General features: G+C 68.6%; 23 protein-coding genes. 13 read left to right on the top strand and 10 right to left on the bottom strand.

The genetic code is table 11. From position 1 onward, the window contains the following. Positions 1 to 371 precede the first annotated feature (371 nt). The gene (locus tag ACFE7U_RS08350) at positions 372 to 593 is read left to right on the top strand and encodes a hypothetical protein (protein WP_375409264.1); all 222 of its coding nucleotides are present in this window, start codon (positions 372 to 374) and stop codon (positions 591 to 593) included. 34 nt (positions 594 to 627) lie between these two features. Here ACFE7U_RS08350 and radA read toward each other — a convergent pair whose 3' ends face one another. From radA to ACFE7U_RS08300, 10 genes are all read right to left on the bottom strand, one after another. Continuing rightward, positions 628 to 2,079, bottom strand: a complete 1,452-nt coding sequence (gene radA / locus ACFE7U_RS08345) for a DNA repair protein RadA (RefSeq protein WP_375409263.1) — start codon at positions 2,077 to 2,079, stop codon at positions 628 to 630. Between the two features lie 31 nt (positions 2,080 to 2,110). Continuing rightward, positions 2,111 to 3,175 carry an alanine racemase gene (gene alr, locus ACFE7U_RS08340; protein WP_375409268.1) on the bottom strand — a complete coding sequence of 355 codons (1,065 nt, stop codon included), beginning with the start codon at positions 3,173 to 3,175 and terminating at the stop codon, positions 2,111 to 2,113. 2 nt (positions 3,176 to 3,177) lie between these two features. Further along, positions 3,178 to 3,660, bottom strand: coding sequence for a DUF29 domain-containing protein (locus ACFE7U_RS08335; RefSeq protein ID WP_375409262.1), 483 nt, complete (start codon positions 3,658 to 3,660; stop codon positions 3,178 to 3,180). Between the two features lie 30 nt (positions 3,661 to 3,690). Further along, positions 3,691 to 5,178, bottom strand: a complete 1,488-nt coding sequence (locus tag ACFE7U_RS08330; protein WP_375409261.1) for a replicative DNA helicase — start codon at positions 5,176 to 5,178, stop codon at positions 3,691 to 3,693. Positions 5,179 to 5,495: 317 nt separating this feature from the next. Beyond that, on the bottom strand, positions 5,496 to 6,059 hold the full coding sequence (gene rplI / locus ACFE7U_RS08325; RefSeq protein WP_375409260.1) for a 50S ribosomal protein L9: 564 nt from the start codon (positions 6,057 to 6,059) through the stop codon (positions 5,496 to 5,498). A 69-nt stretch (positions 6,060 to 6,128) separates the two neighbouring features. Then, the gene (locus ACFE7U_RS08320; RefSeq protein WP_375409259.1) at positions 6,129 to 7,136 is read right to left on the bottom strand and encodes a DUF2232 domain-containing protein; all 1,008 of its coding nucleotides are present in this window, start codon (positions 7,134 to 7,136) and stop codon (positions 6,129 to 6,131) included. Positions 7,137 to 7,299: 163 nt separating this feature from the next. Then, a complete protein-coding gene (gene rpsR / locus ACFE7U_RS08315; RefSeq protein WP_375409258.1) occupies positions 7,300 to 7,590 on the bottom strand; it encodes a 30S ribosomal protein S18 in 291 nt (96 codons plus the stop codon). A gap of 3 nt (positions 7,591 to 7,593) precedes the next feature. Then, the gene (gene rpsF, locus ACFE7U_RS08310; RefSeq protein WP_375409257.1) at positions 7,594 to 8,070 is read right to left on the bottom strand and encodes a 30S ribosomal protein S6; all 477 of its coding nucleotides are present in this window, start codon (positions 8,068 to 8,070) and stop codon (positions 7,594 to 7,596) included. 455 nt (positions 8,071 to 8,525) lie between these two features. After that, a complete protein-coding gene (locus ACFE7U_RS08305; RefSeq protein ID WP_375409256.1) occupies positions 8,526 to 9,197 on the bottom strand; it encodes an MgtC/SapB family protein in 672 nt (223 codons plus the stop codon). A 209-nt stretch (positions 9,198 to 9,406) separates the two neighbouring features. After that, the gene (locus ACFE7U_RS08300; protein WP_375409255.1) at positions 9,407 to 9,781 is read right to left on the bottom strand and encodes a PH domain-containing protein; all 375 of its coding nucleotides are present in this window, start codon (positions 9,779 to 9,781) and stop codon (positions 9,407 to 9,409) included. A 103-nt stretch (positions 9,782 to 9,884) separates the two neighbouring features. On the opposite strand from ACFE7U_RS08300, the gene ACFE7U_RS08295 reads away from it, so the two are divergent. From ACFE7U_RS08295 to pyrH, 12 genes are all read left to right on the top strand, one after another. Then, the gene (locus ACFE7U_RS08295) at positions 9,885 to 10,631 is read left to right on the top strand and encodes a pyridoxine 5'-phosphate synthase (protein WP_375409254.1); all 747 of its coding nucleotides are present in this window, start codon (positions 9,885 to 9,887) and stop codon (positions 10,629 to 10,631) included. Beyond that, positions 10,628 to 11,050 (top strand): holo-ACP synthase, encoded by a 423-nt coding sequence (gene acpS / locus ACFE7U_RS08290; protein ID WP_375409253.1) that lies wholly within the window; start codon positions 10,628 to 10,630, stop codon positions 11,048 to 11,050. The genes ACFE7U_RS08295 and acpS overlap by 4 nt, the downstream gene beginning before the upstream one ends. 256 nt (positions 11,051 to 11,306) lie before the next feature. Then, a complete protein-coding gene (gene lepB, locus ACFE7U_RS08285) occupies positions 11,307 to 12,110 on the top strand; it encodes a signal peptidase I (protein WP_375409252.1) in 804 nt (267 codons plus the stop codon). Positions 12,111 to 12,123: 13 nt separating this feature from the next. Further along, a complete protein-coding gene (gene rnc / locus ACFE7U_RS08280; protein ID WP_375409251.1) occupies positions 12,124 to 12,921 on the top strand; it encodes a ribonuclease III in 798 nt (265 codons plus the stop codon). Further along, entirely contained in the window at positions 12,914 to 13,897 is a 984-nt protein-coding gene (era, locus tag ACFE7U_RS08275) for a GTPase Era (protein WP_375409250.1), read from the top strand. The genes rnc and era overlap by 8 nt, the downstream gene beginning before the upstream one ends. 337 nt (positions 13,898 to 14,234) lie before the next feature. After that, complete coding sequence (locus tag ACFE7U_RS08270; protein WP_375409249.1) at positions 14,235 to 15,158, top strand: class I SAM-dependent methyltransferase; 924 nt, start codon at positions 14,235 to 14,237, stop codon at positions 15,156 to 15,158. Next, positions 15,155 to 15,934 carry a pseudouridine synthase gene (locus tag ACFE7U_RS08265; protein WP_375409248.1) on the top strand — a complete coding sequence of 260 codons (780 nt, stop codon included), beginning with the start codon at positions 15,155 to 15,157 and terminating at the stop codon, positions 15,932 to 15,934. The genes ACFE7U_RS08270 and ACFE7U_RS08265 overlap by 4 nt, the downstream gene beginning before the upstream one ends. 91 nt (positions 15,935 to 16,025) lie before the next feature. Then, positions 16,026 to 16,694 (top strand): hypothetical protein, encoded by a 669-nt coding sequence (locus ACFE7U_RS08260; RefSeq protein WP_375409247.1) that lies wholly within the window; start codon positions 16,026 to 16,028, stop codon positions 16,692 to 16,694. 3 nt (positions 16,695 to 16,697) lie between these two features. Then, positions 16,698 to 17,243, top strand: a complete 546-nt coding sequence (locus tag ACFE7U_RS08255; RefSeq protein WP_375409246.1) for a GGDEF domain-containing protein — start codon at positions 16,698 to 16,700, stop codon at positions 17,241 to 17,243. Positions 17,244 to 17,463: 220 nt separating this feature from the next. After that, positions 17,464 to 18,540, top strand: a complete 1,077-nt coding sequence (locus tag ACFE7U_RS08250; RefSeq protein ID WP_375409245.1) for a 30S ribosomal protein S2 — start codon at positions 17,464 to 17,466, stop codon at positions 18,538 to 18,540. 109 nt (positions 18,541 to 18,649) lie between these two features. Then, the gene (gene tsf / locus ACFE7U_RS08245) at positions 18,650 to 19,570 is read left to right on the top strand and encodes a translation elongation factor Ts (RefSeq protein ID WP_375409244.1); all 921 of its coding nucleotides are present in this window, start codon (positions 18,650 to 18,652) and stop codon (positions 19,568 to 19,570) included. Positions 19,571 to 19,714: 144 nt separating this feature from the next. Next, positions 19,715 to 20,437 carry a UMP kinase gene (gene pyrH, locus ACFE7U_RS08240; RefSeq protein ID WP_375409243.1) on the top strand — a complete coding sequence of 241 codons (723 nt, stop codon included), beginning with the start codon at positions 19,715 to 19,717 and terminating at the stop codon, positions 20,435 to 20,437. The last annotated feature ends 6 nt before the right edge of the window (positions 20,438 to 20,443 follow it).

Below are 20,443 nucleotides of genomic sequence, written 5' to 3'. Positions count from 1 at the left end.
GCCGCGGCCGACGCCTGGACCTCGCTGGGATAGGCCACCGGCGATCGCGCGATCTCGCCGCCCGTCGTGTCGCGCAGGCACCACGCCCATTGCCCGGGCCCGTTTCGGTTCAGATCGAAATGCATGCCGACCTCGCTGCGTGTCGCGTCGTCATCTCCCGCTTACCGCATCGCCTGACCCGAACGCCGCCCCCGCCTGTCGGACCCATGCTCGCGCCCACGTTGACGCAAGAAACGGTGCAGGAGTCGCCGCCGAGGGGCCGCTCTAAGCCAGCGCCGGCTAACGTCCCCGCTATCCACAGGCCTGTCGCAAGGCTTGACCGTCGGCTGCGAATCCTGTGTTCTTTGTTTGTTCTAATCAGATCGAGAGCCATGGTCCAGTCGGCGCAGCACGAGACGGCGGTCGCCATCAGCGACGCGGAGATGTCCGCCATCGCCTATGTGGAGGCGGCGGAGGGCGACGTGGCGCGCGCTCTTCTCTGGGCGTTGGAAGACCTGATCGATTGCGAGGGCAGGCTCGTCCTGGCGCAAAGGTCGGTGTCTCAGGGCTTCGTCAGGGCCGCCCTCCGGGCGATCGCGAAGACCGGCCGGTAGGCGCGGGAACGCCCGCGCGGTCGTCGTCCGCCCATCAGTCGACCTCTTCCTCGTCGTACCGCGCCCGCCCGCGCCCCGATGCCGCCGCGCCGGATCTCGACCGCCCAGCAGCGCCACTGGCGATGCCCGCCACGAGGTCGGCGATGTGGCGCAGGGCCTCGGTGGGAAGGGCGCCGTCGCCGGTCTCGCCGCGTCCCTGGGGCGTCACCGCCTTGGCGAAGCCGAGCTTGAGCGCCTCCTTGAGCCGGGCGGGCGACTGCGCCACCGGCCGGATCGCCCCGGAGAGCCCGATCTCGCCGAAATACACCGTCTCCGGCGGCAGGGCGGCGCCCGACAGCGACGAGACCAGGGCGGCGGCCACGGCAAGGTCGGCGGCCGGCTCGGTGATGCGCAGCCCCCCGGCGACGTTGAGGTAGACGTCGTGGGTGCCGAGCCGGATGCCGCCATGGGCCTCCAGCACCGCCAGCACCATGGAGAGGCGGTTGGGATCCCACCCGACCACCGCCCGGCGCGGCATGCCGAGGGAGGAGGGGGCCACCAGCGCCTGGATCTCCACGAGCAGGGGCCGCGTGCCCTCCATGCCGGCGAAGACCGCGGTGCCGGGTGCGGCGTGGTCGCGTCCGGCGAGAAACAGGGCGGAGGGGTTGGGTACCTCGGCGAGGCCCCCGTCGGTCATCTCGAACACGCCGATCTCGTCGGTGGGGCCGAAGCGGTTCTTCACGGCGCGCAGGATCCGGAAGTGGTGGCCCTGGTCGCCCTCGAACGAGGCGACGCAATCGACCATGTGCTCGACGACGCGCGGCCCGGCGATCTGGCCGTCCTTGGTGACGTGGCCGACGAGGATCACGGCCGTGCCCGTGGTCTTGGCGAAGCGGATCAGGGTCTGAGCCGAGCCGCGCACCTGAGTCACGGTTCCGGGGGCGGATTCCACGGTCTCGGTCCACATGGTCTGGATCGAATCGATGATAGCGAGCGCCGGTGGCCGTCCCTGGGACAGCGTCTCGACGATGTCCTCGACATTGGTCTCGGCCGCGAGTTCGACGGGCTTGGCCGAGAGGCCGAGGCGCTCGGCGCGCAGGCGCACCTGCGCCACCGCCTCCTCGCCGGAGATGTAGACGACGCGCTCGCCGGTGCCCGCCATGGCGGCGGTGGCCTGCATCAGGAGCGTCGACTTGCCGATGCCGGGATCGCCGCCGAGCAGGATCACCGAGCCGCGCACGAAGCCGCCGCCGGTGACGCGGTCGAGCTCGCCGATGCCGGAGGGCAGGCGCGGCGCTTCCTTCGCCTCGCCGGTGAGGCCTTCGAGCGGGAAGACCCGACCGCGGGCCCGGCCCGGCCGCGTCGCGACGGGTCCCGCCTGCGGCCCGGCCGCACCGGTCTCCTCGGTGATCGAGTTCCAGCCGTTGCAGGCCTCGCAGCGCCCGCGCCAGCGGTTGTAGACCGCGCCGCAGGACTGGCAGACGAAGGTCTGGTGGATCTTGGCCATTCGGGTTCCGTGACGGAGGTCGCGCGCGTCGTCACTCTACATAATGGCGAACATAGCGTGAACCCAGCCCCGTCAGGATCTCGTAGCCGATCGTGCCGGCGGCCCGCCCCACCGTGTCCACGTCGAGGCCGTCGCCGATCAGCACCGCCGTCCCGCCGCGCGTTGCGCCCGGCGCGTCGGTGACGTCGAGGATGATCAGGTCCATGGAGATCAGGCCGACGATCGGGCAGGGCACCCCGCCGACGAGGGCTTGGCCCCGCCCGCTCGCCGCGCGCGGATAGCCGTCGGCGTAACCGAGCGAGAGGGTGGCGAGCCGTCGCCGTCCGGGGGCGGTCCAGCGTGCGTTGTAGCCGGCGCTCTCGCCGGCCTCGACGGTGCGGACCTGCGCGATGGTGGCCTCCAGACGCACCACGGGACGCATCGGGTTCGGCCGCCCGGGGGTCGGATTGCCGCCGAACAGGGCGTAGCCCGGCCGCAGGAGGTCGTTCTTCGCGCCCTGTCCGAGGAAGCAGCCGGAGGAATTGGCGAGCGAGGCCGGTACGCCGGGAAAGGCCGCCCGTACACTCGCGAAATCCTCGCATTGGCGCGCGTTCACGGCCTCATTGGGCAGTTCGGCGCTGACGAGATGGCTCATCAGGAGGTCGATCCCGGCATTCGTCGCCAGCGGGTCACCGGCGAGCGCCAGGGCTTCGGGGATCGACAGACCGAGCCGGCTCATGCCGGTATCGACATGGAGCGCCGCCGACCCGAGGCCTTTCCACTCCGCCAGTTCCTCCCGCGATCCGAGCACAGGGCGCAGGCCATGGTCGAGGAGGGCGGGGGCACCGCCGGGCAGGAGGCCGTTAAGGATGTAGATCGTGGCCTCGGGCAGGAGCGCGCGGGCCGCGATCCCCTCCGCCAGATGCGCCACGAAGAACGTGCGGCATCCGGCATCCCACAGGGCCGGGGCCACGGCGGCGAGCCCGCAGCCATAGGCATCGGCCTTCACGACGGCGGCGCAGGGGATGTCCGGCGCCTCCGCACCGAGGCGGCGCCAGTTCTCGACGATGGCCGACAGGTCGATCGTCAGGCGGGCGCCGTGGGTCGCGGCCTCCATCCTCACGGAGCCGGCGGCCACGGGATCGGACGGGTCATGATCTCGTCGAGGGTGTAGGGGAGGTCTTCCGGGAACACGGTTTCGTCGAGGTCGGTCTCGCCCGAGGCTTCGATCCGTGCGCGCTGGTAGGCACGCTCGATGAGGTCGGGGACTTGCGGTGCGAGGCTCGGGCAGTCCTCCAACTGATACAAGACGGCAAGGCGCTGCGTTCGAATGGATGTCGTCCAGCTTCGCGTCCGGCGTTCCGGCTGATGGTCCCATTTCAGAAGATGAAGAAGGATGATCCGGAAAGCGCTTGTCAGTCGCCGTCGTTCCGAGCCCGCCACGTCTTCGATCTCATCGGCTAGATTGGCGCTGTCGAGCTTCGACCATGCGCCCGCGCGCAGATGGTTCGCCTGTTCCAGGGCCCAGGCGTGCGGATCTGCCTCATAGGACGTCTCCGGCACGTCAAATGTCGCTGCCCGTTTCGGAGCCGCCACAGGCATCCTCCATCGATCCCAACTCAGACAGTTCTATCACATCCGCGCCGGCATCCGGTCGTCGGCGGCCAGATTCGAGAACCGGGTGATGTTGGCGTCGAACTGCAGTTCCACGGTGCCGGTGGGGCCGTGGCGCTGCTTGCCGAGGATGACCTCGGCCTTGCCATGGACGCGGTTCATCTCCGCCTCCCAGGCGAAGAATTCCTCGGTGCCCTCGCGGGGCTTCTTGTTGTTGACGTAATACTCCTCGCGGAACACGAACATCACCACGTCGGCGTCCTGCTCGATCGAGCCGGATTCGCGCAGGTCCGAGAGCTGCGGGCGCTTGTCGTCGCGGTTCTCGACCTGTCGCGAGAGCTGCGACAGGGCGATGATCGGCACGCTCAGTTCCTTGGCGAGCGCCTTCATGCCGGTGGTGATCTCGGTCATCTCCTGCACGCGGTTGTCGCTGCGCTTGCCCGAGCCCGACAGAAGCTGGAGGTAGTCGACGATGAGAACGTCGAGGCCCTTCTGGCGTTTGAGCCGGCGGGCGCGGGCGGCGAGCTGCGCGATCGAGATGCCGCCGGTCTGGTCAATGTAGAACGGGATCGTCTGCATGTCCCGGGCCGCATCGGTGATCTTGTAGAAGTCCTCCGGGCGGATGTCGCCGCGGCGGATCTTGTAGGAGGGCACGCCCGACTGCTCGGCGATGATGCGGGTGGCGAGCTGCTCGGCCGACATTTCGAGGGAGAAGAACCCGACGATGCCGCCGTTCTTGGTCTCGATTCGGCCGTCGGGCTGCTTCTCGCCCTGGTAGGCCTTGGCGATGTTGAAGGCGATGTTGGTGACGAGCGAGGTCTTGCCCATGGCCGGGCGCCCCGCGAGGATGATGAGATCCGAGGATTGCAGGCCGCCCATCTTGGCGTCGAGGTCGGTGAGGCCCGTGGCGATGCCGGAGAGCTTGCCGTCGCGCTGGTAGGCTTTCGCCGCCATGTCGACGGCGGCGGTGAGCGCGTCCGAGAACTTCTGAAAGCCGCCGTCGTACTTGCCCGATTCGGCCAACTCGTAGAGCCGGCGCTCGGTGCCCTCGATCTGGTCGCGGGGCGAGGATTCCACGGGCGCCTCGTAGGCACCGTTGACGAGATCCTCGCCGATGGTGATGAGCCGCCGGCGGATGGCGAGATCGTAGATCGTGCGGCCGTAATCGCCGGCGTTGATGACGGTCGTCGCCTCGGCCGCGAGGCGGGCGAGGTACTGCATCACGGTCTGGCCGCCGAGGTCGGCGTCGCCGAGATAGGTCTTGAGCGTGATCGGTGTCGCGAGCTTGCCGGCCTTGATCAGGGAGGCGGCCACCTCGAAGATCTTCCGGTGGACGTCCTCCATGAAGTGCTCGGGCAGAAGGAAGTCCGAGATCCGGTAATAGGCGTCGTTGTTGACGAGGATTGCGCCGATGAGCGCCTGCTCCGCGTCGATGTTGTGGGGCGCGACGCGGAACTCTTGGGCGACCGCCTGGAGGTTCGCCGTCAGGGCATTGGGCAGGGCCATGGGCTGACTCGAAGCTCCGATCCGTCGAAAACCGCGCGACGTCCGCCGCGCTTCGTCACTCGCGTACGACCATGGCCCCGGCATGGTTAGCCGATCCTTAGCCGATAGGCGCTCGCCACCCCGCCGATGGTGGGGAAGCGCGGGTCCCCCTCTCGTCCAGGAAGGGAGACCCGCGTCCGATACGGCCTCGAACAGGGTCGCAAACGCAGGACGCCCGCCGGCTCTCTCGAACCGGCGGGCATCCATGCTGGAACAAATGCGGAACCAGTCAACCCCTACGGGCCACGATCCCCACTGTCCACTGCGGTTGCCACGACCTATTCGCGATCGTCGCCGGCTTCCGCCAGGGCTGCACCGACCTCGAGGCCGAGGTCGTCGAGGTTGAAGGCCTCGCGCTCGGTGGTCGATTCGCCCCGCGCCTGGCGCTCGGCCTCCTCGGGGGAGCGGGCGACGTTGACGGTCACCGTCACCTCGACCTCGGGGTGAAGCACCACGGGGACGACGTGCAGGCCGAGCGTCTTGATCGGCTGGTTGAGGGCGAACTGGTCGCGGCCGACGCTGAAGCCCTCCGAGGTCACGACCTCGGCGAGATCGCGGGTGGAGACCGAGCCGTAAAGCACGCCGGTCTCGCCGGACTGCCGGATCAGCACGAAGCTCTTGCCCTCGAGCGTCTCGGCGACGGTCTGGGCCTCGGACTTGCGCTCGAGGTTGCGCGCCTCGAGCTGGGCGCGCTGGGTCTCGAAATGCTTCTTGTTGCCGGCCGTGGCGCGCAGGGCCTTGCCGCGGGCGAGCAGGAAATTGCGGGCGTAGCCGGGCTTGACGTTCACGGTCTCGCCCATCTGGCCGAGCTTGGCCACGCGCTCGAGCAGGATCACTTCCATGGTCTTCGTCCTCTTTGGATTTGCTTGCGGTTGACGGGTCCCGCCGCGCCGTCCGGCCCGGCGGGTGTCTCAGGTACGGCCTGCGCCCTCCTTGGGACGGCGCAGGTTGAGGGCGGTGTCGGCGACGCCGAACAGGGTCAGCGCCAGGAAGGCGACCCCCTGGGTCACGAACAGGATCATGTAGAGGCCGAACAGCAGGGCCGGCCGGCTCTTGCGCCCGCGGCTGCGGTCGTGGAAGGCGGCGAGCCCCTGCAGGGCGAAGGCGGCGCTGAGCGCCCCCGAGAGCGCGACGCCGAGCACGCCGGGATAGCCCGGCGTCAAGGCGAGCACGGCGGCACCGCCCAGCACGACGAGCACGCTGCGCGGCATCGTCGTCGCGGGGAGGTCGGGCCAGGGCCGCGGCAGGCGGCCCGAGACCTGGACGATCCGGGCGGCGGCCCAGAGATAGAAGGTCAGCAGCAGCGCCAGCCCCTGCGCCGCGAGCCCCGGCGCGATGGCGGCGAGTGCGTCGGCCACCTCCGCCTTCGAATCGGGAGCGGTGGGTGTCGACTCGGCCTGCTCGGCGGCCGGCTTGTCCGCTGCCGCCGGCGGATCGACACGCGTTTCCGCTCCGCGTCCGACCTGTCCCTGGGTCGTCAGGATGGTGCGCGTCATGTTGCGCAACTGCGCCTGGAACGTGTTGTAGTTCGGCGACGCGATGACCGCGATGGCGACGAAGGCCAGGGCCGCGGTGCTCGCCGTCCAGGCCAGCAGCCGGCCGGTGGGGTACCATTCCATCGTGCCGTCGGCATCGGGACGGCCGAGCAGCGCCAGGTAGGCGAGCCACCACGCCGGAAGCGCGAGGTAGGCGAGGAAGCCGAGGCCGAGGAAGGGGGCGATGACGAGGCCCAGAACGAGGCTGCCCGTCGCCGCCGCGGTCAGAGCGGCCTTATGGCTCCAGCCGAGCCCGACGATGAGGATCGGCAGTGGGGCGAGCAGGTAGAGCACGATCGCGAGCGCGGTCGCCTTCAGGAGCACTCCGAACAGGAGTGCCGAGACGAGGCCCGCGCCGATGCCGATGCCGAGATACTGTCTCATCGATCCCGCTGTCCCGCTGTCCCCGGATCGGGGCAGGGTTAGAGGCGAACCACATCGCCCCAACGACTCCCGGCGCTCCTCGAACGGAACCCCGGTACGAAAAACGCCCCGCCGCACGTGCGGGGGACGCCCCGGCCCGGCAAAGCCGGGCCGGGACAACCGACTACTTGATCACGTAGGGCAGGAAGCCGAGGAAGCGGGCGCGCTTGATCGCCTGGGCGAGCTCGCGCTGCTTCTTGGCCGAGACCGCGGTGATGCGCGACGGCACGATCTTGCCGCGCTCCGAGACGTAGCGGGAGAGCAGCTTGACGTCCTTGTAGTCGATCTTGGGCGCGTTCACGCCCGAGAAGGGGCAGGTCTTGCGACGACGGAAGAACGGACGACGTCCGCCACCGGCTCCGCCGGCAGCACCACCGGCCGCGGGGGCCGCTCCAGGTCCAGCACCGAATGCCATGATTTAAGCCTCCCCGCCGAAGCTGCGCTCGGGCCGGTCGCCGCGATCGCCACGGTCCCCGCGATCACCCCGATCGCGTTCGCCACCAAATCCACCACCGCCGAAGCCGTCCTCGTCACGACGGCGGCCGCGCTCGCGGTCCTTGCGGTCGTCGCGGTCGCGCTTCTGCATCATCGCGGACGGCTCGGACTCGAGTTCCTCGACGCGCACGGTCATGAACCGCAGCACGTCCTCGGAGATCTGCATCTGGCGCTCCATCTCCGTCAGCGCCGCCGGGGGGGCGTCGATGTTCAGGAGCGTGAAATGCGCCTTGCGGTTCTTCTTGATGCGGTAGGCGAGGGACTTCACGCCCCACATCTCGATCTTCTCGACCTTACCGCCATTGGCTTCGAGGACGCCCTTGTAGGTCTCGACCATGGTCTCGACCTGCTGGGTCGTCACGTCCTGGCGCGCCAGGAAGACGTGTTCGTAGAGAGGCATTCACGGGCCCTTCACAAGCAAAAGGGGCTCGACGTCACGGATATGCGATCACGGTCGTCGGGCCGGTTCATCGCGTCTCGCCCGGCGCCAAGCCCTCCGAGCCGTGTAGGGCCCGAGCGGTTGATCGAAGGCGGAGACACCGGACGACGAAGCAAGCTCCTGTGCCGGACGAACCGGCACCGTCCGTTCAGCCCCCAGCCGGAGCGAACGCGAGGTGCGGCGCATAGACGAGTTTGACGGGGATGGCAAGAATGCCGTGCGCGCTCGAAGGCGACGAACGCCCGTCGGATCGCTGCGCCGATGCCGCGCTCGCCCGGGACCTCATGGGGGCCGCCGTTGCCAGCGTTCCGTCACAGTCCGACGCCGCTAAGGTACGCAGGCTCGAACGTTCAGCCTTCCGCATGTCGGCCTCAGGACAAGAGCCTGCCGCTGAAAGCCGAACCATCACAGGTGGATCAAACGGCCTCCACGCTCACCACCCCCTCGCAGGCTCGTAGTGCCTGAAGGATCTCGTCGAAGCTCTTGGCCGGGATGCGCACGAAGGAGACAGAAATCTCGTCGAATCCGTCTTCGGCACTCGCCTGGGCGACGAACTGCTTGAGTCGGGACGCATAGGAGCCCGAGATTTTTCGCATGACGTCGATGGAGACCGTCGCGCGCCGCGCCGTGATCCGAACCTCACGGGTCTGCGCCCGTTCGCGGTAGCGCTCTTCGATCGGCTTCACGCCCGCCAGGATGCCGAGCACGATGAGGGTGGTGGCAAGGGCGGCGACGTAGAGGCCGCTGCCGGCCGCGAGCCCGATCGCCGCCACCGCCCAGAGGCCGGCGGCGGTGGTGAGGCCCTTCACGACTTCCCCGCGCAGCAGGATGGTCCCGGCGCCGAGGAAGCCGATGCCGGAAACGACCTGGGCCGCGATGCGCGAGGGGTCGAGGGTGACGTTCGGCTTTCCCAGGATGTCGGAGAAGCCGAAGGCGGAGACGATCATGATTAGGCAGGAGCCGACGCAGACCAGCATGTGCGTGCGCATGCCCGCCGCCCAGACGAGGCGTTCGCGCTCGAACCCGATCACGCTGCCCAACAGCGCTGCCAGGAACAGGCGGCCCAGAATGTCGAGGTTGCTGATCACGCTCCGCCCCGTCCGCTCCCTTTCTCGATCGACCGGTTAAACCACCATCCCGCCAATCCCGGAAAAGGTGGGGCGACGGCGGAACCGGCTCCGGGGCATCCGGCGCGAGCCGCAAAGCCTCCGATCCAGTGTGCCGGCCAATCGAGCTACGACACGGATTCCGCCTCGCCAAGCCGTGGCTGAGTCCCGAATCGCCGTCCTGCCGCCAGCTACCGGATCGACGAGGCGATGGCCTGCTGGATCCCCATGATGTTGGCGCCGCGCTTGAGCGTCTTCTGGATCGGCTCGGCCCTGCCCGAGACCCAGACCTTCAGCTCGGTATCCAGGTCGAAGCTGCCGGCGGTCTCCACCGAGAACGAGGTGATCGCCCGGTAGGGCACGGTCAGGTACGAGATCTTGCGGCCGGTGATGCCCTGCTTGTCCACCAGGATCAGCCGGCGGTCGGTGAAGACGATGAGGTCGCGGATCAGCTTGAACGCGACCGTCACGGTCTCGCCCTGCGTCAGGACGCCGTCGAGCTGTCGGTCGATCTCCTCGGCCGAGAGATCGCTGCCGTGGCCGAGCAGGCCGTCGAAAAGTCCCATGCCCTGTTCCCATCCCCGTCGCAGCGCTTCGCCCCTATGTAATGGCGGGCGATCCCGCGCTGATCCAGCGGGAGACCGTCCCGCATGCCGGAGCCGTTCGACGATGCTGACCTCGCCCCTGCGCCTCGGCGTGAACATCGACCACGTCGCGACCGTGCGCAACGCGCGCGGCGGCCACCATCCCGACCCCATCCGGGCCGCGCTGACCGCGGTGGAGGCGGGGGCCGACGGCATCACGGCGCATCTGCGGGAGGATCGCCGGCACATCCGCGATGCGGACATCGCCGCCTTAATGGAGGCACTGACCGTGCCGCTCAATTTCGAGATGGCGGCCACCGACGAGATGGTGGGAATCGCCACGCGCCTGCGGCCGCACGCGGCCTGCCTCGTGCCGGAGAAGCGCGAGGAGCGCACCACCGAGGGCGGCCTCGACATCGTCGGCACCCGCGACCATCTCGCTCCCCGGATCGCCGCCCTCTCGGCCGCCGGCATCCGCGTCTCGCTCTTCGTCGAGCCCGAGGAGGCGGTGATGGACATGGCGCGCCGGTTGGAAGCGCCGGTGGTCGAGCTCCATACCGGCAGCTATTGCGAGGCGGTGTCCGAGGGCGATGCGGCGCGCACCGCCCATGAGCTGTCCCGCATCGTCCGGGCCACGGAATACGGCGCCGGCCTCGGCCTCGAGATCCATGCCGGCCACGGCCTCGCCCTCGACAGCGTCGCGCCGGTGGCGCGCCTGCCGCAGGTGGCCGAACTCAACATCGGTCACGCGCTCATCGGCGAGGCGATCTTCGTCGGGCTGGCCCGGGCGGTGAGCGACATGCGCGCGGCCATGGCGGCGGCGCGGGCATGATCGTCGGGATCGGCTCCGACCTCTGCGACATCCGCCGGATCGAGAAGTCGTTGGCGCGCTACGGCGACCGCTTCACGCACCGGATCTTCACGGACGGCGAGCGGAAGAAATCCGACGCACGTGCGGCGCGGGCGCCGTCTTATGCGCGTCGCTTCGCCGCCAAGGAGGCCTGTTCCAAGGCGCTCGGCACCGGCATGAGCGGGGGGGTGTTCTGGCGCGACATGGAGGTGGTGAATCTGCCCGGCGGCCGTCCCACCCTGAGGCTTACCGGCGGTGCGCTCGACCGCCTCAACGCGATGATGCCGATGGGCCACGAGGCGAAGATCCACGTCACTCTCACCGACGATCCTCCGATGGCGCAGGCCTTCGTGATCATCGAGGCGGTGCCGGTTGTCGGGGCAGGTCGAGAGCCAGGCTGAATCGATTCGCCGCGACGGGAGATCGTTCGTAAGGACGGTGATCCCCGCCGCGACCGTCCACCTGCGGCGCCCCAGGATGAGGGTGCGGTCGGGAGGATGGCGAGGCCGTATCCGCTGGCGCCGGGTGCGGCGTGACCGCAGGACGGTTGAGATGTATTGAGGCTCGCGTTGCGGGGTTCCCCTGCTTGGTCTAGACCGCCCGCCACCTCTGGGACGCGTCGGGCCACGTGCGGGTGAGCCGAGGACTTCAGCGAAGATGGAACGTGCGCGCGTGGATCAGCAGACGAAGCGCGACCTGAAGGTCGCCGAGACCGGCAGCACCTGGGCGAGCATCAAGGAAACGCTCAAGGTCGGCATCCAGGCGCTTCTCATCGCCCTCGTGGTGCGCACGCTGCTGTTCCAGCCGTTCAACATCCCATCGGGATCGCTCGTTCCGACACTGCTCATCGGCGACTATCTGTTCGTCTCCAAATACGCCTACGGCTACTCCAAGTACTCGCTGCCGCTCAGCGAATATCTTCCCTTCGAGGCCAACGGCCGGATCTGGGAGGCGGCCCCGAAGCGCGGCGACATCGCGGTGTTCAAGCTGCCCAAGGACAACGCCACCGACTACATCAAGCGGGTGATCGGCCTGCCCGGCGACAAGGTCCAGATGAAGTCGGGCCTGCTCTACATCAACGATGTCGCGGTCAAGCGCGAGCGCATCGCACCGTTCGAGACCACCGGCGCGTACGGCGAGCAGGCCAAGGCCCAGCAATACGTCGAGACGCTTCCCAACGGCGTCGCCCACCGGGTGATCGAGCGCGACGGGGACAGCGGCTACTGGGACAACACCGAGCCCTACATCGTCCCTCCGGGCAAGTTCTTCATGATGGGCGACAACCGCGACAACTCGACGGATTCCCGCGATCTCGCCAGCGTCGGCTTCGTGCCCTTCGAGAACTTCGTCGGTCGCGCCGAGATGATCTTCTTCTCGATCGACGAAGGCACGCCCGCCTGGCAGCTCTGGCAATGGCCGGCGAAGGTGCGCTGGAACCGCCTCTTCAGCGCCATCAACTAGGCCGATGGCGGCGATGGACGGAGAAGCACGCGCCTCGAGCCGGGCGCGGCGCGCGCCGCGTCCCAAGCCAGGCCTCGACATCCTCGAGGCCCGCATTGGCCATGTCTTCGCCGACAAGACGCTCCTGGCACGCGCCTTGACCCATGTCAGCAAGGCCGGAGGCAGCGGCCGCATCGGCAGCTACCAGCGGCTCGAGTTCCTGGGCGACCGCGTCCTCGGCCTCGCCATCGCGGACCTGCTCTACGCGGCGTTTCCGGGGGCCGACGAGGGCGACCTGTCCCGGCGACTCGCCGGGCTCGTGCGCCGCGAGACCTGCGCCGCCGTCGCGCGGGCTTGGGATGTCGGGCCGCATCTGGCGCTCGGACCCGGAGAGGTCCAGGGTGGCGGGCGACGCAACCAGACGATTCTCGCCGATGCCTGCGAGGCGATCCTCGGCGCCGTGTTCCTGGATGCCGGCTATGCGACCGCCAAGGCGACCGTGGACGCCGCCTTCGCTCCGGCGACGGACACCGCGGCGCCACGTGGGCGCGACGCGAAGTCGGCGCTCCAGGAATGGGCGATGGCGCGGGGCTTGGCGATCCCGCTCTACGAGGTCGCCGAGCGCTCAGGGCCGGATCACGCCCCCCGCTTCCGTATCGCGGTCCGGGTGGACGGGATCGAGCCCGGATACGGCGACGGCCCCTCGAAGCGCCTCGCCGAACAGGAGGCGGCCCGCAGCGTCCTCGAACGGGAGGGCATCGCCGCCGGCGAGACGATACCGAGCGCGGAGGCGCCGAACGAGACCGATGAAGGACGAAACCCCGATGCCTGACCACGACCCGGATTCGGGCGACGACCAAGATCCTATCCCCGATGCGCCCATCGCGGGCTCGGCGATGCCGGGACCGACCGAGGGCATGCGGGCCGGCTTCGTCGCCCTCATCGGCGTGCCCAATGCCGGCAAGTCGACGCTCCTGAACAGCCTCGTCGGCACCAAGGTCTCGATCGTCTCCCGGAAGGTGCAGACGACCCGCGCCCTTGTGCGGGGCATCGTCATGGAGGGCACGGCACAGATCATCCTCGTCGACACGCCCGGCATCTTCGCGCCCAAGCGCCGCCTCGACCGTGCCATGGTCCATTCCGCCTGGAGCGGTGCCGCGGACGCCGATGCCGTGGCGCTGCTGATCGATGCCCGCAAGGGGATCGACGAGGAGGTCGAGGCGATCCTCGCCCGCCTGCCCGACCTGCGCCGGCCCAAGATCCTGATCCTCAACAAGATCGACCTTATCCTCCGCGAGAAGCTGCTGGCGCTGGCCGGCGCGCTCAACGAGCGGGTGCCCTTCACGCATACCTTCATGATCTCGGCCCTGAAGGGCGACGGCATCGCATCCCTGCGCGAGGCGCTCGCCGCGATGATGCCCGCCGGCCCGTGGCTCTATCCGGAAGACCAGGTCTCCGACGCGCCCCTGCGCATGCTCGCCTCCGAGATCACGCGTGAGAAGATCTACGATCGGCTCCACGAGGAGCTGCCCTATCGCTCCACGGTGGAGACCGACCAGTGGCAGGTGAAGCCTGACGGTTCGGTGCGCATCGAGCAGACGATCTTCGTCGAGCGCGAGAGCCAGCGCTCGATCGTGCTCGGCAAGGGCGGCCAGACCATCAAGGCCATCGGGCAGGCGGCCCGGATCGGGATTTCGGAGGTCGCCGAGACCAAGGTGCATCTGTTCCTGCACGTGAAGGTCCGGGAGAACTGGGCCGACGACCCGGCACGGTACCGCGAGATGGGCCTCGAATTCCCGCGCGGCTGAGCCGATCGTCCGCAAGACGACGGGTTGCCATGGGCGTTGCAACACGGCTTAACCGCAGTATTGCACCGCACACATCTCGCTGAACCGCCAAGCTTCCCAAGCAATCTGCGGATCACCGTACGGTTACGTTGAAAATATGTCGCCAACGACTTGACAACGTGTACGGCGCTGATTCTCTCGCATTTGAAATGGGGGGACGTGGCGAAGTTGTTCTTTCCCTGTTGGCCGTCGCCGGCTACGTATCCTTCAGCCGCGCCCGATTCGAGTCGTGGCCACGATCGTTCCCTTCCCTCCACGCCCTGAGCCTCGAGGCGCGCGCTCTCGCGCCGGATTCGTCATGATGTTTGCCATGCCCGTTCCCGATGCCGTCTACGGATCGCCGCCGCCGGACCTTGCCGAGGTCGCCGCCGATGCTGCCCAATTGTCGCCGCTGATCCCGGGATCGGCGCGGCTCGAAGACCTGGAAGAGGGCAGCCTCGGCGCCATCGTGATGGTGGCTCCCGCCGGGACGTTCGAACGGCGCTACGCGTTGTCGCTGTCGCTTCGAGCCCTGCGTCCGGGCGGACGGCTGACGGCACTGGCGCCCAAGGACCGCGGCGGCGCGCGGCTGGGCCGCGAGCTGAAATCGTTCGGGTGCGAACCCGCCGAGACGGCGCGTCGCCATCACCGCATCTGCGATGTCTCCCGTCCCGAGGCCCTGGCGCCCCTCGACGAGGTGATCCGCGAGGGGGCACCGCGCCATATCGACAACCTCGCGCTCTGCACGCAACCCGGCATCTTCTCCTGGGACCGGCTCGACCCCGGCTCGGCCCTGCTGCTCGCCACGCTCCCCGAACTGTCCGGCCGCGGCGCCGATTTCGGCTGCGGGATCGGGGTTCTCGCCCGCGCGATCCTGGGCTCCCAGGGGGTCACGGCCATGACGCTCATCGACATCGACCGGCGCGCCGTCGAGATGGCGCGCCGCAACGTCTCCGATCCGCGCGCCGAGATCCGCTGGGCCGATATCCGGACGCCCGATCCCGGGCTGACCCGCCTCGACTTCGTGGTGATGAACCCGCCCTTCCACGATGGCGGAACCGAGGATCAGTCGCTCGGCCAGGCCTTCATCCGCCGCGCTGCCGAATCCCTGCGGCCCGGCGGCACCCTGTGGCTGACCGCCAACGCCCATCTCCCCTACGAGGCAACGCTGGCGCAGTCTTTCAAGACCGTGACGCTGAAGGCCTCGGCGGGGGGGTACAAGATCTTCGAAGCCCGACGTTGAGCGGTTCGACGAAGGCGCCGACCCTGCGTCTCGACCGCCTGCTCGCCAATCTCGGATACGGCTCCCGCCGGGAGGTCGGCCTCCTGGCCAGGGCCGGACTCATCGTCATCGACGGCGCCCCGATCGCGGATGCGGATCGCCGCGTCGCCGTGACTGCCGATCTGAGCGCCCGCATGACGGTCGACGGCGAGCCCCTCGACCCCCCTCCCGGCCTCGCCCTCATGCTGCACAAGCCGCTCGGCGTGACCTGCTCCCACAAGGAGGCGGGACCGCTGATCTACGGCCTCCTGCCGGAGCGCTGGCGCCGCCGCGATCCCGCCCTCTCGACGATCGGCCGGCTCGACAAGGAGACCTCCGGCCTCATCCTCCTCACGGACGACGGCGCCCTGCTGCACCGGGTGATCTCTCCGAGATCGAAGGTCGCCAAGCGCTACCAGGTCAGCCTCGACAGGCCACTGAAGGGTGACGAGGTGGCGATCTTCTCGAGCGGCACCCTGGTGCTGGATGGGGAGGACAAGCCGCTGCTGCCGGTGGAGATGCAGGTCCATGATGGGACCCGTGCGGCGGTGACGCTTCACGAGGGGCGCTATCATCAGGTCCGGCGCATGTTCGCCGCCGTCGGCAACCATGTCGTCGCTCTCCATCGCGACAGGATCGGCGGCTTGGAGCTTCCCGAGACACTGGACCCCAGCGGTCATCGCATCCTGCAGCCGCAAGAGGTGGCCCGCCTCTTTGAAGGTCATGACGCCGATACTCCGGCGGTGAAGTCGGCCTGATCCGCCGCGAGAGCTGTCTTCGGTCACAACGGCGCAACGGATTGGTAAGTCTCGGCCGATAGCGTTGCTGCCTGATCTCGAATAACGGCCGATGCCACACAATACCTTGAACTCGGTCACCATCGATCAGGTCGAGCAGGAGATCACCGCCGACTCGCGGTATCTGCGATTCTCCCCCGCTATCGAGACGGCCTTCGAGCGCGAGACGGCCGCCGAGCGGGTCCGCAACCTGATCCTGAGCGCCGCCGTCGCGCTGGCTCTCTACGACGGCTTCCTGATCAACGATTGGGTCACCATGCGCGACGTCTTTCCGGCGCTCGCCTTCGCCCGTCTCTGCATCTTCACGCCACTCCTCGTGATCCTCCTCGTCTCCGTGAGTCCCCGTTGGTCCGCTCACCTGCGCGAGAGTCTCTCCGCGACCGTCGCGGTGCTGGCCGTTTCCCTGCCGACCGTGATCATGGTCTTCAGCACCAGTCCCCACAAACTGAGCTACCAGTACGGCAGCCTGCTGATCATGACGTTCGCGACGGTGATCCAGCGCCAGCGGTTCCGGTATGGAGGGACCGCGACCCTGACGATCCTGGTCGTCCAATCGGTGACGACGTATCTGAGCGGCGCCTTCACGGCCGAAACCTACATCGCCAACGTGGTCTTCTTCGTCACGGCCACGATCCTGCTGCTCCTCGCCGCCTATCTCCTCGAGCATGCCGACCGGCGCAGCTATCTCTTCGCCCTGCGCGGTCGCCTCCTGCAGACGTAGCTCGTGAAGAGTGCCTGCACCGATCCGCTCACCGGCCTGTGGAACCGGCGCCACCTCGGTGATGTCTCGCAGACCCTCTGGGCCGCGTCCGCGCAGATGCCCCGGAACGTCGCCGTCGTGATGATCGACATCGACTGCTTCAAGGCGTTCAACGACAGCTTGGGCCATATCGAGGGTGACCTGTGCCTGAGGCGGATCAGCGCCTGCGTGGCCGATGCCGTTGCGGGCACATCGGGCACGGCCGTCCGTTTCGGCGGCGAGGAGATCCTGGTGCTCCTGCCCGACGCGGGCCTCGATGACGCCCGCCGCCTCGCCGAGACGATTCGGTCGGAGATCGCCGCCGCGGCGCTGCCGCATCCGGCGATCGGCACGGATTCGGTCGTGACCGCGAGCTTCGGCATCGCCGCGGCCATCGCTCCGCCGATCAGCCTGTCGGAGCTGGTCTCCGCCGCCGACGCGGCGCTCTACGCCGCCAAGCACGCCGGCCGCGACTGCATCTGGCCCTTGGCCGGGACCGAGGCGGCGGTCGCCACCTCCGTCGCGGCGTGACGATCCGCTTCGCGCGACGGGCAGTGGCATCCTGCCGTGTCGCAAAGCCAAGCGCGTCCCCACCACCGTCTTGTTTTCGGTACCCTGCTCTGCTATGGCCCCGCCCATTCCACACGCGGAGCTGGCCTCATGCCTGAATGAGGCGTTTCCGGTGGTCGTTGCCGATCAGGCCTCGATCGCTTCCTCCGCGGCGGCATCAACCGGAAGAGAACAGAACATCATGGCCGTCGATTTCACCATGCGTCAGCTCCTCGAAGCGGGCGCCCATTTCGGACACCAGTCCCACCGCTGGAACCCGAAGATGCAGTCCTACATCTTCGGGACGCGCAACAACATCCACATCATCGACCTCGCCCAGACCGTGCCGGCCCTCCACCAGGCCCTGCAGGCAGTGAGCGACACCGTGGCCAAGGGTGGCCGCGTGCTGTTCGTCGGCACCAAGCGCCAGGCCGCCGACACCATCGCCGAGGCCGCCAAGCGCTCGGCCCAGTACTACGTCAACTCGCGCTGGCTCGGCGGCATGCTGACCAACTGGAAGACCATCTCGGGTTCGATCCAGCGCCTGCGCAAGGTCGACGAGACCCTCGAAGGCGGGGCCCAGGGCCTCACCAAGAAGGAACGTCTCATGCTCGGCCGCGAGAAGGACAAGCTCGAGAAGGCGCTCGGCGGCATCAAGGACATGGGCGGCGTGCCCGACCTCCTGTTCGTGATCGACACCAACAAGGAGCAGCTCGCGATCAAGGAGGCCCAGCGCCTCGGCATCCCGGTGGCCGCCATCGTCGACACCAACTGCAACCCCGAGGGCATCACCTACGTGGTGCCGGCCAACGACGACGCCGGCCGTGCGATCTCGCTCTATTGCGACCTCGTCGCCCGGGCCGCCATCGAGGGCATCTCCCGCGGACAGGGTTCGAGCGGCGTCGATCTCGGCGCCTCCGAGGAGCCGATGGCCGAGGAACTTCCTGCTAACAACGAACTCCCGGCCAATGACGACGCGGCGCTGTCCGGCGAGGTCTCTCCGGCCGACGTCGCGGCCTTGGTCGAGTCCACCGAGCATTTCGAGCTGCTCTCCGCCCCCCGCGGCGCACCCGACGACCTGTCGAAGCTTCACGGCGCCGGCCCGCAGATCGTGCAGAAGCTCAACGATGCCGGGATCTACCATTACTGGCAGATCGCCGCGATGAGCGATGCCGACGTCGCCAAGGTCGATGCCGATCTCAAGCTGAACGGCCGCATCGGCCGTGACGGCTGGGTCGACCAGTCCCGCGGCTTCGTCGAGGCCGCCGCCGCCGCCTGAGCTCCGGCCGGCCCCTCTCGGGCCGCCATCGATCGACGACACGGAACGGAAGCCCGGTGCCTCAGAAGCGCCGGGCTCCTTAACTTCTGATCACATGAGAGGACCGGCCATGGCCAACATCACCGCCGCACTGGTGAAGGAGCTCCGCGAAAAGACCGGCGCGGGCATGATGGACTGCAAGGGCGCGCTCAACGAGACCGACGGCGACATCGAGGCCGCGGTGGACTGGCTGCGCAAGAAGGGCCTCGCCAAGGCCGCCAAGAAGGCCGGGCGCGTCGCCGCCGAAGGTCTCGTCGCGGTGGAATCCTCCGGGCATCACGCTGCCATCGTCGAGGTGAACTCCGAGACGGACTTCGTCGCCCGCAACGACGGTTTCCAGGCCTTCGTCCGCCAAGCCGCCAAGCTCGCCCTGGACACCGACGGCTCCCTCGAAGGCCTCGAGGCCGCCCACTTCCCCGGCGGAACCGCCACGGTGAAGGAGACGCTGTCCAGCCTCATCGCCACCATCGGCGAGAACATGACCCTGCGCCGCGTCGCCAAGCTCGACGTCGGCAAGGGCGTCATCGCCTCCTACGTCCACTCCCAGGTCAGCGACGGCCTCGGCAAGATCGGCGTGCTCGTGGCGCTCGAATCGGAAGGGGACGTCGAGGTCCTGTCGGCGCTCGGCCGGCAGATCGCCATGCACGTCGCCGCCACCAACCCGGTGGCGCTCGATGCCTCGGGCGTCGATCAGGCGACCCTGGAGCGCGAGAGCAACATCCTGCGCGAGAAGAACGCCGGCAAGCCCGACCACGTGCTCGCCAAGATCGTCGAGAGCGGCCTCAAGAGCTACTACAAGGAGGTCACCCTCCTCGAGCAGCCCTTCGTGCATGACGGCTCGAAGACGATCGCCCAGGTTCTCAAGGAGGCCGAGGGCAAGGCCGGCTCGGCCGTCAAGCTCACCGCCTTCGTGCGCTACGCGCTCGGCGAGGGCATCGAGAAGGAAGAGGGCCCAGACTTCGCCGCCGAGGTCGCGGCGATGTCGCGCTGACGCGGCACCGCGGCGGTTTTTCTTCTTGGGGCGGCGGCAGCGATGCCGCCGCCCCTCGACGTTTCGGGCCGCCCTGGGCTAGAAGCCGATCGCTCCCCGATTGGCGATCCGGCCGCCTCGCGCCGGCGATGAGGACCCCCTTCGATGCCGGATGCGCCTCCGTTCCGCCGGGTCCTCGTCAAGCTCTCCGGCGAGGCACTGGCCGCCCCGGACGGCTATTGGCTCCATCCGCCGACCCTGGCGAGCCTCGCCGCGGACATCGCCCGCACCCTGAATGCCGGCATCCAGGTCGCGCTGGTGGTGGGCGGCGGCAACATGATCCGCGGCGCCCGCATCTCGTCGGCCGGCTGGATCGACCGGGCCACGGGCGATTCCCTCGGCATGATCGCCACGGTGATGAACTCCCTGGCCCTGGAGACCGCCCTGAACGCGGCCGGGGTCATCGCCCGCACCATGTCGGCGGTGTCGATGCCGACCATCTGCGAGACCTTCGCCCGCCAGCCCGCCCTGCATCACCTCGACAAGGGGCAGGTCGTCGTGCTCGCCGGGGGCACCGGCAACCCGTATTTCACCACCGACACCGCCGCCGTCCTCCGGGCGGCGGAACTGCGCTGCGAAGCGGTGCTCAAGGCGACGCAGGTCGACGGCGTCTACTCGGCCGACCCCAAGAGCGATCCCGATGCCGTCCGCTACGACCGACTGACCCACGATGAGGCCATCCGGCGCGACCTGAAGATCATGGACACCGCCGCCTTCGCCCTCGCTCGGGAAAGCCGACTCTCGATCATCGTCGGGTCGGTCCATGCCCCGAGCTCGATCACCGCGATCCTGACGGGTGCCGCGCCGAGCACGCACGTCGTCCCCTGAGGGTAA

The sequence above is a fragment of the uncultured Methylobacterium sp. genome (genome assembly GCF_964251405.1).
Classification (GTDB): Bacteria; Pseudomonadota; Alphaproteobacteria; order Rhizobiales; family Beijerinckiaceae; genus Methylobacterium.
The sequence above is the reverse complement of the archived record's forward strand: the minus strand, read 5'-3'. Positions and strand labels throughout refer to the sequence as shown.